Source organism: Stenotrophomonas muris, assembly GCF_052751275.1.
In genome coordinates this window covers 84,415-97,790 of the sequence record NZ_CP199879.1, presented here as the reverse complement: position 1 = coordinate 97,790, position 13,376 = coordinate 84,415, and the positions used below count along the sequence as shown (strand labels likewise).

The 13,376-nt window shown below is 66.8% G+C and carries 13 protein-coding genes; 5 read left to right on the top strand and 8 right to left on the bottom strand.

Annotated features, from left to right (window positions below; translation table 11 throughout):
- Positions 1-177 precede the first annotated feature (177 nt).
- Both ACUVWL_RS00385 and ACUVWL_RS00380 read right to left on the bottom strand, forming a co-directional pair.
- Complete coding sequence (locus ACUVWL_RS00385; protein ID WP_346601641.1) at positions 178-684, bottom strand: DUF2867 domain-containing protein; 507 nt, start codon at positions 682-684, stop codon at positions 178-180.
- Entirely contained in the window at positions 681-1,343 is a 663-nt protein-coding gene (locus ACUVWL_RS00380) for a serine/threonine-protein kinase (protein ID WP_014648307.1), read from the bottom strand. The genes ACUVWL_RS00385 and ACUVWL_RS00380 overlap by 4 nt, the downstream gene beginning before the upstream one ends.
- An 85-nt stretch (positions 1,344-1,428) precedes the next feature.
- On the opposite strand from ACUVWL_RS00380, the gene ACUVWL_RS00375 reads away from it, so the two are divergent.
- Positions 1,429-3,426 carry a bifunctional DedA family/phosphatase PAP2 family protein gene (locus tag ACUVWL_RS00375; RefSeq protein ID WP_049440502.1) on the top strand — a complete coding sequence of 666 codons (1,998 nt, stop codon included), beginning with the start codon at positions 1,429-1,431 and terminating at the stop codon, positions 3,424-3,426.
- A 177-nt stretch (positions 3,427-3,603) separates the two neighbouring features.
- Here the strand turns inward: ACUVWL_RS00375 and ACUVWL_RS00370 are convergent, their stop codons facing one another.
- From ACUVWL_RS00370 to ACUVWL_RS00360, 3 genes are all read right to left on the bottom strand, one after another.
- Positions 3,604-4,182 carry an LON peptidase substrate-binding domain-containing protein gene (locus ACUVWL_RS00370; RefSeq protein ID WP_445978735.1) on the bottom strand — a complete coding sequence of 193 codons (579 nt, stop codon included), beginning with the start codon at positions 4,180-4,182 and terminating at the stop codon, positions 3,604-3,606.
- Positions 4,179-5,543 carry a UDP-N-acetylmuramate:L-alanyl-gamma-D-glutamyl-meso-diaminopimelate ligase gene (mpl, locus tag ACUVWL_RS00365; RefSeq protein ID WP_069117927.1) on the bottom strand — a complete coding sequence of 455 codons (1,365 nt, stop codon included), beginning with the start codon at positions 5,541-5,543 and terminating at the stop codon, positions 4,179-4,181. Before mpl ends, ACUVWL_RS00370 begins: the two co-directional genes overlap by 4 nt.
- A gap of 331 nt (positions 5,544-5,874) precedes the next feature.
- On the bottom strand, positions 5,875-6,438 hold the full coding sequence (locus tag ACUVWL_RS00360) for an adenylate kinase (protein WP_032956019.1): 564 nt from the start codon (positions 6,436-6,438) through the stop codon (positions 5,875-5,877).
- Between the two features lie 136 nt (positions 6,439-6,574).
- Between ACUVWL_RS00360 and ACUVWL_RS00355 the strand changes: the two genes are divergently transcribed.
- From ACUVWL_RS00355 to ACUVWL_RS00345, 3 genes are all read left to right on the top strand, one after another.
- A complete protein-coding gene (locus ACUVWL_RS00355) occupies positions 6,575-7,831 on the top strand; it encodes a 6-phosphofructokinase (RefSeq protein WP_445978734.1) in 1,257 nt (418 codons plus the stop codon).
- 165 nt (positions 7,832-7,996) lie between these two features.
- Positions 7,997-8,791, top strand: coding sequence for a hypothetical protein (locus ACUVWL_RS00350; RefSeq protein ID WP_046432358.1), 795 nt, complete (start codon positions 7,997-7,999; stop codon positions 8,789-8,791).
- A gap of 120 nt (positions 8,792-8,911) precedes the next feature.
- Positions 8,912-9,301 carry a DUF488 domain-containing protein gene (locus ACUVWL_RS00345; RefSeq protein WP_014648313.1) on the top strand — a complete coding sequence of 130 codons (390 nt, stop codon included), beginning with the start codon at positions 8,912-8,914 and terminating at the stop codon, positions 9,299-9,301.
- 74 nt (positions 9,302-9,375) lie between these two features.
- Here ACUVWL_RS00345 and ACUVWL_RS00340 read toward each other — a convergent pair whose 3' ends face one another.
- Positions 9,376-9,879: a hypothetical protein gene (locus ACUVWL_RS00340; RefSeq protein ID WP_014648314.1), complete on the bottom strand. Its 504-nt coding sequence runs from the start codon at positions 9,877-9,879 to the stop codon at positions 9,376-9,378.
- Between the two features lie 355 nt (positions 9,880-10,234).
- Between ACUVWL_RS00340 and ACUVWL_RS00335 the strand changes: the two genes are divergently transcribed.
- Complete coding sequence (locus tag ACUVWL_RS00335) at positions 10,235-12,262, top strand: sodium-translocating pyrophosphatase (RefSeq protein ID WP_032956016.1); 2,028 nt, start codon at positions 10,235-10,237, stop codon at positions 12,260-12,262.
- Positions 12,263-12,283: 21 nt separating this feature from the next.
- On the opposite strand, the gene ACUVWL_RS00330 is transcribed toward ACUVWL_RS00335, so the two are convergent.
- A complete protein-coding gene (locus tag ACUVWL_RS00330; RefSeq protein WP_065428105.1) occupies positions 12,284-12,775 on the bottom strand; it encodes a hypothetical protein in 492 nt (163 codons plus the stop codon).
- Positions 12,772-13,257, bottom strand: a complete 486-nt coding sequence (locus ACUVWL_RS00325; RefSeq protein ID WP_136191766.1) for a hypothetical protein — start codon at positions 13,255-13,257, stop codon at positions 12,772-12,774. Before ACUVWL_RS00325 ends, ACUVWL_RS00330 begins: the two co-directional genes overlap by 4 nt.
- Positions 13,258-13,376: the final 119 nt, after the last annotated feature.

Genomic DNA, 13,376 nt, shown 5'->3' with positions numbered 1-13,376 from the left:
CCCCTCGCGTCCGCACGCGTAGCCGCGCCAGGACGGCGCGACGTTGCTTCCATGCGACTCTCTCGTTCCTGATTCTAGGCGAGCGCTGCGAACAGATGGAAGGGGTCGTCAACGGCAATCATCTGGCACTTGCACGCGACCATTGAATTGCTTAATGCACCCACGCATGGCGTGGATCTACCGGTACGCCTGCACCTGCTTCCTCAGCAGATGCGGCACGATCAGCCGATGCACCGGGGCGACCGGCAGCATGTACACACGCCCGAACGCGTTGTGCGTATGCACCACCGTCGCCACTTCCAGCACATCGCCCTGCCACTGCAGGGCCAGCTGCACACGCAGGTGGCGGTCGTCGTCTTCCAGCACGATGGCATCGTCATCCAGCGACTGCAGGGTGAAGATGCCCAGCCGTTGCCCCGGACGCGGCTGCGCGATGTCCTGTACCGCACGCAACGAGCCCAGGTGCTTCATGCCGAGCAGGCGCATGCCGCGATTGCGCAGTGCCATCAGCCCATCGAACCAGCCGGGAATGGTCGCCGCCATGTCGCGATAGGCCTGCAAGGCCGAGCGCCCATCACGACGGGTCGTCGCCTGGCAGGCGTGCACGAAGTCGGCGCCAGCCAGCTGTGGGCGCAGGATGCTGCCTGCGCTCGGCAGGCCGGTCACCACCTGCGTACGGCTCACGGCTTCGGCCCCTGCCCCTCGTTGTCTTCCCAATGCAGGATGCGGCGGGTGACGAAGCGGTAGACCGGCTTGCCGGTGGCGAACCACAGCTCGCGCACCCAGGAGGTGCGCTTGAGCACCCGCTTTTCCACCGGGGTGAGCGACTCGCGGCAGTACATGCGCTTGTGCTTGAGCAGGTGGCGCAGGTCCTCACGGGCCAGCAGGCGCATCCAGCGCGAGCGCGGGTTGCCGATCACCGCCAGCTGGAAGTCGATCAGCGCCGGGCGGCCATCGTCGGTGACCAGCCAGTTGGCTTCCTTGGCCAGATCGTTGTGGGCCACGCCATTGCGATGCAGCTGCTGCAGCAGGCGACGCGCGGCGCGGAACCAGGCCAGGTCACCGCGAGGCGGACGCTGGTACATGGCGTCGCCGGCCATGAAGCTGCGGTCGAGATGACGTCCATCCCACGCCAGCAGCTGCGGCACATCGGCCATGCCGTGGATGTGGCGCAGTGCGCGTGCTTCACGGCGGGCCAGCCACCAGGCCGGCAGCCGCAACCACAGTGGTGTGGCGCCCAGATCACGGCGTACAAAGGAGCCGGCCGGCCCTTCCACAAGGAGGATGCGACCGAAGCTGTCGGCCTTCAGGGCGTGCGAGGGCGTGTCTGACGAATGCGGCATGTGCCCATTCTAGGCGATGGCGCCCGTTGCAAACGGTCACCAAGCGGCCGGGAACCAGTCACCTTCACGCCCCTATAATCGGGCAATGGACTCTTCATGGATCGACGCCACCCTCGCGTGGATTGCCGCTCACCCCGTGCTGGCGGGTGCCGTTATCTTCCTCATCGCCTTCTGCGATGCGGTGATCATTCTCGGTGCCATCGTGCCGGCCCTGCCGCTGCTGTTCGCGGTGGGCGTGTTCATCGGGCTGGGCCAGATCTCCGGGCCGTATGCGGTGGCGGCAGCCGCACTGGGCGCATTCGCCGGTGATGGCATCAGTTACTGGATCGGGCGCCGCTGGGGTGACCGCCTGCGTGGCGTGTGGCCCTTCAGCCGTTACCCGCAGCTCCTCGACCGCGGCGAAAACCTGTTCCGCCGCAATGCCTTCAAGAGCATCCTGGTGGCACGCTACGTGGGCGCGATCCGGCCGTTCGTGCCGGCCATCGCGGGCATGATGAAAATGCCGGCCAGCCGCTACATGCAGGCCAGTGGCATCGCCAGCATTTCGTGGGCGGTGCTGTTCCTGGCACCGGGCTGGGTGCTCGGCGAGGCCTACGACGCGGTGGCCGCCGTCGCAGGGCGCCTGGTGGTGGTGGTCGGCCTGCTGGCAGTGATCCTCGGCCTGGTCTGGGCCATCGTGCTGTACGGCTACCGCTGGTCGGCCGCGCGCATGGACAACTGGCTGGCGCGGCTGCTGGACTGGTCCAACCGACACCCGACGCTGGGCCGCTACACCGTCGGTGTGCTGGACCCGAAGCGCCGCGAGTCGGTGCCGCTGGCGATGCTGGCGCTGATGCTGCTGGTGCTGGGCTGGGGCTGGTTCGCGCTGCTGACCGTGGTGGTCGCCCATGGCGAGCCGCTGGCGATCGACCTGCTGGTGCACCAGGCCATGCTGGCGCTGCGCAATCCGCTGGCCGATTACCCGATGGCCGCGCTGGCATCGCTGGGCGCCTGGCAGGTGTTGTTGCCGGCCACCGCTGCAGCGATGGGCTACCTGATCTGGCGCCGCCGCTGGATGGCAGCCGCGCACTGGCTGGCCGCGCTTGCCTTCGGCCTGGCGTTGACCATGCTGCTCGGCGCAACGGTGGATGTGGTGCGACCGGTCGATGCCAGCAGTGGCTTTGGCTTCCCGTCGGTGTCGGTGACCATGGCCACCATCACCTTCGGCTTCTTCGCGGTGCTGATCGCCCGCGAGATGCCTGGCCGCACCCGTGTCTGGCCGTACCTGGTGTCGGGCATCGTGGTCAGCCTGATCGGCTTCTCGCGCCTGTACCTGGGCGCGCACTGGCTGAGCGATGTGATCGGCGGCATGCTGTTCGGCACGTTCTGGCTGCTGGTGCTGGGCATCGCCTACCGCCGCCGCTTCAACCGCTCGTTCTGGGTGAAGCCGGTGGCGTGGCTGTTCTACGGTGTCTTCGCCGTGGCGGCGATGTGGTACGCGCCGCGCCACATTCCGGTGAAGCTGGAACGCTTCGAGCCGACCCTGCCGGCGGCGCAGGCGATGGACATGCAGGCCTGGTGGCAGCACGACTGGGCGACACTGCCGGCGCGCCGCAACGAGTTCGACGACGACCAGCGCTGGCCGCTGGACGTGCAGGTGGCGGGCCCGCTGGCCCCGCTGCAGGCGCAGCTGGAAGCACGCGGCTGGAAGCGGCAGGAACAGGCCGGCTGGCAGGAGGCGCTGCTGATGCTGGACAAGAACACGGGTGCCGACGAACTGCCGGTGCTGCCAGCCACGCTGGACACGCGCGTGGAAGCGCTGTTGATGGTGCGCCCGGGTACACACCGCGATGAGCGCTACGTACTGCGCCTGTGGCCAGCCCCTGCGCAGTTGCAACCGGGCAATACGCCGCTATGGCTGGGCAGTGCGCAGACCCTGCGCTACGAGCGTCATTTCGAGTGGATCGGCATGTGGCACCCGCTGCGTGGCGTCGACCCGGCGCTCAACGCAGTGAAGGACGCCGTGCAGGACCTGCCGCAGCGCGAGGACGTGCACAGCGAAACCGGGTTGCCGGTGCTGCGGTTGAAGACCACAACGCCCTGACCGGCACCGGTGCGCGATCACCCACTGTAGAGCCGAGCCCATGCTCGGCTGCTCTTCGCGGGAACCATCAAGCCGAGCATAGGCTCGGCTCTACAGTAGATCCACGCCGTGCGTGGATGGCATTCCACGCATGCCCCAGCGTGTGCACCAAGGTGCACACCCACCCAAGGCAGGCTGCTACGGCATCCAGCCCAGCAACTGCTGCAATCGCTGGTGCGGGTCGTCCATCTGCAGCAGCTGCAGGCGCTGCTGCTCGCTCAGCGGCAACAGCTCGGCCAGCCGCCAGCCGACCCAGCTGGCCTGGTCCAGCAACGCCGGGTTGGACGGCGCATAAGCCTCGCCGGCCTGTTCGATGATGTGCTCCAGCACCGTGGCCAGCAGCGCGTGCTGTGGTCGCAGTTCGTCGTCCGGGTCTTCCTCGCACCAGCGCACGTCGGCCACCACCAGGCCGTTGTCGCGCACGCGGGTACGCTCCACATGGAAACGGCGGGTGCCGCGCAGGCGAAGCTGCAGCACGCCATCGGCACCGACATCGAAGTCTTCGATGCGCACCTGCACACCGTAGGCCGCCGGCGTCGCCGGTGCGCCGACTTCCTCGCCATCGAGGATCAGGCAGACACCGAACCCCTCACCACTGCGGCCGCTGTCGCGGACCAGGTCCAGATAGCGGCGCTCGAAAACACGCAGGCCCACCGCCGCACCCGGCACCAGCGTGGTGTGCAGCGGAAACAGCGGCAGCGGGCTGTCGACGCTCATCGGGCCTGCAACGCGGCGAGGAAGCGGCGCGGGGCGCCGTCGAAGCCACCGTTGGACATGAACACCACGTGGTCGCCGCTACGCACGCTGGACTGCAGCTGCGCCAGCAATGCGTCGGTATCCGGCACCGCGTGGGCGTCACCACGTACCGCAGCGATCACCGCAGCGGCATCCCAGGCCAGTTCCGGGCGATGCAGGAACACCACTTCATCAGCCAGCGCCAGCGACGGTGCCAGTGCCTGCGCATGTGCGCCCAACCGCATCGAGTTGCTGCGCGGTTCCATCGCAACCACGATGCGCGCATCGCCGACCCTGGCACGCAGGCCCTCCAGCGTGGTGGCGATCGCGGTGGGGTGATGGGCGAAATCATCGTAGACGGTGATGCCGCCATGGCTGCCGATCACTTCCATGCGGCGCTTGACGCTGCGGAAGCGCGCCAGCGCCGGGATCACCGCGGCCGGCGCCACGCCCACTGCATGCGCAGCGGCCAGCGCGGCCAGCCCGTTGAGCACGTTGTGGCGGCCCAGCAGCGACCACTGCACGTCGCCCAGCGCCTGCCCACGATGGTGCACGCGGAACGCGCTGCCATCGGCGGCCAGCAGCTCGGCATGCCACTCCAGCGAGGGATCGAAACCAAACCGCTCGACCGGGGTCCAGCAGCCCATCGCCAGCACTTCGGCCAGGTGCTGATCCTCGCCGTTGACGATCAGCCGCCCACGTGCGGGCACGGTACGCACCAGGTGGTGGAACTGGCGCTGGATCGCCGCCACGTCCGGGAAGATGTCGGCGTGGTCGTATTCAAGATTGTTGAGGATGGCCACCAGCGGCCGGTAGTGCACGAACTTGCTGCGCTTGTCGAAGAAGGCCGTGTCGTACTCATCGGCTTCGACCACGAACTCGCGGCCCTGGCCCAGGCGCGCGGAGACTCCGAAATCCTCGGCGACGCCGCCGATCAGGAAGCCGGGCGAGCGCCCTGCACTTTCCAGCAGCCAGGTGAGGATGGTGGTGGTGGTGGTCTTGCCATGGGTACCGGCCACGGCCAGCGTGTCGCGGCCCGGCAGCACCTGCTCGGACAGCCACTGCGCGCCGGATATATAGCGCTGGCCGGCATCGAGCACGGCTTCCACGGCGGCATTGCCGCGCGACAGCGCGTTGCCGATCACCACCTCGTCGGTGCCGGCCGGCACGCTGTCGGCACGGTAGCCCTGGTCCAGGGTGATGCCCAGCTGTTCGAGCTGTGTCGACATCGGCGGGTAGATGGCCTGGTCGCTGCCGCTGACGGAATGCCCGAGTTCCCGCGCCAGGGCGGCCACGCCGCCCATGAAGGTGCCGGCAATTGCAAGGATATGTACGCTGCTCATGACCGAGGATTGTGACCGATGACGGCTGTATAGGGCCAATGTCCGCTATCGGGTAAGACAACCCCTACACGGGATGTGAGAAAACTCCAATCAGCTGTCAGGGAATTCCCGATAGCGATGTTCTGTGAACCCGGACACAATTCGAACTGCCAGCCGCAGTACCCGAACCGGTCCTACTCCCCAAGAGGCCATCCCCAAGGGAGCTCATGCTGCGGGGCCCTGAGCAAGCCCTTCGCTGGCGCCTGTCAAACGACACAGGCCTGATCCTCGCGGACCAGGCCTGTGTTTTTTTGCGCCCGGGGAGCCGGCAATTCGCGCCGGCCCGGCCGGATCAGGCCTTGATCGCCGCCAGGATGCGGGCTTCGATCTCGTCCAGCTCACCGACGCCATCGACGCGGGCCAGGGTGCCACGGCCGGCGTAGAAATCGACCACCGGGGCGGTCTGCTCGTTGTAGACCTGCAGGCGCTGGCGCACCGCTTCCGGATTGTCATCGGCGCGGCCCTGCTCCTTGGCACGACCGGCGATGCGATCCACCAGCAGCTCGGTGGCCACGTCCAGCTGCACCACGGCGTCCAGCGGCTGGCCGATCTTGGCCAGCAGGCCGTCCATCGCATTGGCCTGGGCCACGTTGCGCGGGTAGCCATCGAGGATGAAGCCCTTGGCGACATCAGCCTGGGTCAGGCGCGACTCCAGCATGCCCAGCAGGATGTCGTCCGACACCAGGTTGCCGGCATCCATCACCGTCTTGGCCTGCTTGCCCAGCTCGGTGCCGGCGGCGATTTCCGCGCGCAGCATGTCACCGGTCGAAATGTGGGCGATGCCCAGCTTTTCCTTCAGGCGCGTCGCCTGTGTCCCCTTGCCCGAACCGGGCGGTCCCAACAGAACCAATCGCATTGACCTGACTCCAACGTGTTGAAAACAAAGAAGGTTCGCGTCCCGGACGGTCCGGTATCGCTGCACCGCAATAGCGCCACTTTACCGCATCCGGGTAATGTCCCTGCAATGTCCCCTCCCCCGAGCAGGTAGAAGCATGCGCAACGGTACTCTCCTTTATGCCCAGTCCGGCGGTGTCACCGCCGTCATCAACGCCACGGCGGCGGCGGTGATCGAGCAGGCGCGGGCCAAGGGCATCAAGGTCCTGGCCGCCCGCAACGGCATCCTCGGCGCCCTGCGCGAGGAGCTGATCGACACCAGCAAGGAGAGTGCCGCGGCCATCCGCGCGCTGGCCCATACCCCGGGCGGTGCCTTCGGCTCGTGCCGGGTCAAGCTGAAATCGCTGGACGCCGACCGCGCCCGCTACGACCGCCTGCTGGAGGTGCTGCGCGCGCACGACGTGCGCTGGTTCCTCTACAACGGCGGCAACGACTCGGCCGATACCGCGCTGAAGGTCTCGCAGCTGGCCAAGGCCTCCGGCTACGACCTGACCTGCATTGGCGTGCCCAAGACCATCGACAACGATCTGGCGGTGACCGACACCTGCCCCGGCTTCGGCTCGGCGGCCAAGTACACCGCCGTCTCGGTGCGCGAGGCGGCGCTGGACGTTGCGGCGATGGCCGAGACCTCCACCCGCGTCTTCATCTACGAGGCGATGGGCCGCCACGCCGGCTGGCTGGCCGCGGCCGCCGGTCTGGCTGGCAACGGTGATGACGAAGCGCCGCACATCATCCTGCTGCCCGAGCGCGCCTACGACGAGGCCGCATTCCTGGCCAAGGTGAAGGCCGTGGTCGAGCGCGTCGGCTACTGCGTGGTGGTGGCGTCGGAAGGTATCGCGACCGCAGATGGCCGCTTCGTCGCCGACGCAGGCGGCGGCAAGGACTCGTTCGGTCACTCGCAGCTGGGGGGCGTGGCCGCGCACCTTGCTGCACGGGTCAAGGACCAGCTGGGCCTGAAGGTGCACTGGGCGCTGCCGGACTACCTGCAGCGCTCGGCCCGCCACCTGGCCAGCAGGACCGACTGGGAGCAGGCACAGGCGGTCGGCAGGGCCGCCGTGCAGCTGGCACTGAAGGGCCAGAACGGCGTGATGCCGGTGATCGTGCGCAGCAGCCATGCGCCCTATCGCTGGAAGATCGAAGCGGCCCCGCTGTCGAAGATCGCCAACCACGAAAAGAAGATGCCGGCCGGCTTCATCCGCCGCGATGGCTTCGGCATCACCGCCAAGGCGCGCGCCTACCTGTCGCCGCTGATCAAGGGCGAAGCGCCGCTTCCCTATGGCACCGACGGCCTGCCGAAGTACGTGACACTGAAGAACGTGGCGGTGAAGCAGAAGCTGCCGGCCTTCGAGGGCTGAAGTGTGCCTGCGTCCTGTGCGGCGCACAGGGCGCATTGCGGCGGCCGCCGAAGCGCCCCACAATCGGGCTCCGGCCCGGGGCAAAGGGGCCGCTGCAAGCCAGATTCGACGCTGCCCGGCCCTCAAGACCCGGGCCCGTGCTGCCATTCCACAAGGACTGTAACCATGAAGCACCCGATCCTGATCGCCGCGCTGCTGTGCGGTGCTGCCGCGCCGGCCTTCGCTGCGACCTGCGAAAGCAACTTCCAGAAGAAGGGCAATCCCTTCGTCGGCACTACCTTCACTTCATCGGTCACCCATCCGGACCTGACCGTGGCCAGCGCCATTGGCCAGATGCGGGTGATCGCCAAGAACGCCAACATGGACGTCCTCAGCGAGGACGTGGAAGGCGGCTCGATGCTGATCGAAGAGCCGGAATCCATGGCCCACAAGCCGATTCCGATGATCATCAGTGCCACCTCCGAAGGCGGCCAGGGCACCGTCGGCATGGTGGTGAAGGTCAACAAGGGCGCCATCGCCCCGGCCGACGGCGTGCGCGAAGAAATGTGCAAGCTGCTCAACCAGATCAAGCCAGGCAAGGCGGGCGAACAGGCGGCCAAGGCCACTCCGCAGGCCTCGGTGGTGACCATTGCCGCCGACCGCTTCGGCTTCCAGCTGCGCAACCAGAACAAGGACAACCCGGCCGCGGTCGAGCCGCGCTACAAGGGCAAGACCTACGCCATCACCGGTCGCATCACCACCGTGCTGCGCAGTGGCGGCACCTACAACACCAGCTTCGACCTGCCCAGCGATGGCAGCATCGATTTTGAGCGTGTGGCCATTTCCTGCTCGTTCGCAGCCAACCAGGCCGCGTATGCGCTGGCCCTGCGCCCGCGCGAGAAAGTAACGCTGACCGGCGTGGTCGACAGCTACGACCAGATCGGTCGGGTGTTGTGGCTGAAGGACTGCCGCGGCAACTGACCGCTGCCGGCATGGGAAAAGGCCCGGGTGCGCAGGCGCCCGGGCCTTTTCGTTTCCCCAGCGGTTCACGCCTGGCGCACGTGCATCGCAGGATGATGGACGCCCCGCCTGGAGGTCATCATGGCACTGCGTGTTGTTCGTCTCGGCAGCCCGCGCCAACCCGGTGAGGGCCTGCGCATCGGCACCGTGCGGCGACCACCGCGCGGCGTGCCCCGCAGCGAATTCGCGAAACGGGACTGGTACGACGTCTGGTTCCCGACTCTGTCACCCAGCGCGGAGCTGGTGAAACAGGCCCATGAGGCGAAGACCGCCGCCGACTGGACTGCGTTCTTCCGCCACTACAAGGCCGAGATGAAAGCGCCCGATGCCGCGCACGCGCTGGACCTGCTGGCCGCGATGTCGCAGCACAGCGACCTCAGCGTGGGCTGCTACTGCGAGGACGAAGCGCATTGCCATCGCAGGGCGTTGCGCGAGCTGCTGGTGGCGCGCGGGGCGACGCTGGCGGAGTGAGATCAGCCGGATGCCGGCCAGCGGCCGGCACTACCACCCGTGGACGACTGCGTGGGCGCAGCGCACGCATCATCTCAATTGCAGGCCTTGCCTTCCATCTGCAGCTGCGCGGCGAACATCGTCACCTGCGGAATCTGGCCGGCTGCCGCCTGCTTCTTGGCCTCTTCCAGATAGATGCGCGACTGGCCCTGCCCATCCAGCTCAACCTTGTTGCTCGACGGCAGGCGCCACACCCGCACCACCGCCTGCTGCGCCGGGCATGCCGCGTTGGGCACGCGGATCACATCGTTGAGCTTCCAGCCCTTGTCGGCACTCGGCTGTGCCTTGGTGTAGTCGACGAAGCGCGCACGTGGCTGGCACTGCTCGCTGGTACGCACGGCGGAGAAGCGGTACGGGGCGGCGGCATCGCCGGTGAACGCACCTTCCAGGCGTGCGCAGGCCTCGGGAATCTGCCGCAGCGTATGCACCGCGCCCACCGCCTGGGGTGCGCCCACGGCACGCTGCAGCTCCGGGGTTTCCGCAGCGAGTGCCGGCACGGCCGGGGCCAGGGCGGCGAGCATCAACAGGGACAGGCGCATGGGGGATCTCCATCGGGACTCCGCGCAGGCTTGCAGAGGCTGGCTTAACGGGGTGCAAAGGCCGGTGGCTCGCAAATCATGCCCTTGCCTGGCGGCGGGTCCGCGCGCATGTCGACGCGTTCATTGGCAGGGCGCCCACGGGTCATGCGGCGCGGCTCCCACGGGCCAGTCGAGCATGGCTCGACTCTACAAAGAGCGGCACGCATACTGCGGGCACCAGGGAATGCTGAACACCGCCATACGTCGGACGACCACCAAGGTCGGTACGGGTTGGTTCCAGGCTGCAGCCCGTCGTCCCCCTCGTGGTGCCGTTCATCGCCACTGGATGCCTACATCCATTCTGCGGAGGGGTCTAATGCTGGAACGTCACGGGCTGTCACTGGCGCTGGGCTGCGCCATTCTCGCGATCCTGTTCGGAATCGTCTCGGCGCGCTGGATCCTGCGCCAACCCACCGGCAATGAGCGCATGGTTGCGATCGCCACCGCGATCCAGGAAGGTGCGCGTGCCTACCTCAACCGTCAGTACCTGACCATCGGCATCGCCGGCGTGGTGCTGTTCGTGCTGGTCGGGGTGTTCCTCAGCTGGTACACCGCGATTGGTTTCGCGGTCGGTGCGGTGCTGTCCGGCGCCGCCGGCTACATCGGCATGAACGTGTCGGTGCGCGCCAACGTGCGCACCGCGGAGGCGGCGCGCCAGGGCATCAGCGCGGCGATGGACGTCGCCTTCCGCGGCGGCGCGATCACCGGCATGCTGGTGGTCGGGCTGGGCCTGCTGGGCGTGGCAGGCTACTACGCACTGCTGCTGCGCATGGGCCTGCCGATGGAGCAGGCGCTGCACGCGCTGGTCGGGCTGGCGTTCGGTTCGTCGCTGATCTCGATCTTCGCGCGGTTGGGCGGCGGCATCTTCACCAAAGGAGCCGACGTCGGCGCCGACCTGGTCGGCAAGGTCGAAGCCGGTATTCCCGAAGATGATCCGCGCAACCCGGCGGTGATCGCCGACAACGTCGGTGACAACGTCGGTGACTGCGCCGGCATGGCCGCCGACCTGTTCGAGACCTACGCGGTGACCGTGATCGCCACCATGCTGCTGGGCAGCCTGATGCTGGCCGAGGCCGGCGCCAACGCGGTGCTCTACCCGCTGGTGCTGGGCGGCGTATCGATCATCGCCTCGATCATCGGTGCGCTGTTCGTCAAGGTGAAGCCGGGCGGCTCGATCATGGGTGCGCTGTACAAGGGCGTGATCGTCTCCGGCGTGCTGGCGGCGATTGCGTTCTATCCGATCACCACCGGGCTGATGTCCGACAACGTGCATGGGCCGATGGCGCTGTATGGCTGCGCGTTGATCGGGTTGGTGCTGACCGGGCTGATCGTGTGGATCACCGAGTACTACACCGGCACCCAGTACAAGCCGGTGCAGCACGTGGCGCAGGCCTCGACCACCGGCCATGGCACCAACATCATCGCCGGCCTAGGCATTTCGATGAAGTCCACCGCGCTGCCGGTGGTGGCGGTGTGTGCGGCGATCTGGGGAGCCTTCGCGCTGGGCGGCCTGTACGGCATCGCCATCGCCGCTACTGCGATGCTGTCGATGGCCGGCATGATTGTCGCCCTCGATGCCTACGGCCCGATCACCGACAACGCCGGTGGCATCGCCGAAATGGCCGAGCTGCCCTCGGAGATCCGCGACATCACCGATCCGCTGGATGCAGTGGGCAACACCACCAAGGCAGTGACCAAGGGCTATGCGATCGGATCGGCGGCGCTGGCCGCACTGGTGCTGTTCGCCGACTACACCCACAACCTGCAGGCGGCCAATCCCGGCCAGGAGTTCCGCTTCGATCTCAGCGACCACACGGTGATCATCGGCCTGCTGATCGGCGGCCTGATTCCCTACCTGTTCGGTGCGATGGCGATGGAAGCGGTCGGCCGCGCCGCCGGTGCGGTGGTGGAGGAAGTGCGCCGCCAGTTCCGCGAGATCCCCGGCATCATGCAGGGCACCGGCAAGCCCCAGTACGACAAGGCGGTGGACATGCTGACCCGCTCGGCGATCCGCGAAATGATCGTGCCGTCATTGCTGCCGGTGGCGGTGCCGGTGGTGGTCGGCTTGCTGCTGGGGCCACGCGCGCTGGGCGGCCTGCTGATCGGCACCATCGTGACCGGCCTGTTCGTGGCCATTTCGATGACCACCGGCGGCGGTGCCTGGGACAACGCCAAGAAGTACATCGAGGACGGCCACTTCGGCGGCAAGGGCAGCGAGGCGCACAAGGCCGCGGTGACCGGCGATACCGTCGGTGACCCGTACAAGGACACCGCCGGCCCGGCGATCAATCCGCTGATCAAGATCATCAACATCGTGGCGCTGCTGCTGGTGCCGCTGCTGTGAATTTCGCAGGACTGACGACCTTCAATGGTCGTCAGTCCTGGCGCTCAGACAATCGGAAATGCTGGAGTAGACACTCGTCCCTGCGCCCGGCAGCGGATCATCAAAGGGATCTTTGGTGGCTGCCGTCGCCAGCAGGATCGCAAGCGGCGTATCTGCAGCCAGGGGAATTTCACAAACCGCTGTCCGGATCTCGTACTCCCCTCTTCCTGTCCCGGGATGGATGCTCCGAGCACTTCCCGCGATGGCCCAATGGCAGCTCTTCAAAATTCCATCGTCTGCACGCACTGCGCAACTCAGATGCACAGGAAGATAGTTGTTGTAGCCGGTATCGCAGAGCGCGTCCATGCACGCGATCGTGAACCCCTCGCGCCACTTCGCTTCCAGGGCTTCAAATGCAGCGCGTCCGGCACCCTGCGTGGGGTAGTCCCGTGCGTCCACATAGATAGGCTTCGCCTGCACCATTGAGGCCAGCATCAATCCGCCCACAAGAACCACCCAGTATGCGCGCGTCATGCGAAGCGCCCCGGCAGGCATTCCCTGCTCAGACTCAGCAGGGAACGATTGATTCCCGGCAGCGGAACGTTCAGCGGATCAGTATCCAACAGCGCGCTTGCCAACTCCAACGCCCCCAGGTTCTCGGGCAGGGGCAATTCACATCCGGATGTCGTGGTCGTCCCATGCACCACGCCGCTCTGCGGATCCAACTCAAGATGCATGGCTACGAACACCCAATGACACGCGCCGATGAGGCCGCTTCGCGTATCCGCAGAGCACTCGAAATGAAGTGGGCGGTACTGCCCCAACCAGTTCACACAAGCGCTCTGTTCGCACTGTCTGATCAGATCGGAGCGGATTTTCCATGCAGATTCGTGAAAATACGAAGTCTGTTTCGAGTAGGCGCCCAGATCGACATACCCGTGCTCTGAAGCCGTTGCTCCAACGACGAAAGACATGCTCGCAATGCCCGAAATCAACGCGACGATGACCGCTCGCATCTCAAGCTCCAACGATGGATGGGATTCCAGTCTGCGCGCTCGACGCCAACCCGTGCAGCAAGGAACTCCAGAACTCCCTGTCAGGGTTTACCGCATTGAAGCAGACTCATCAGGCAGAC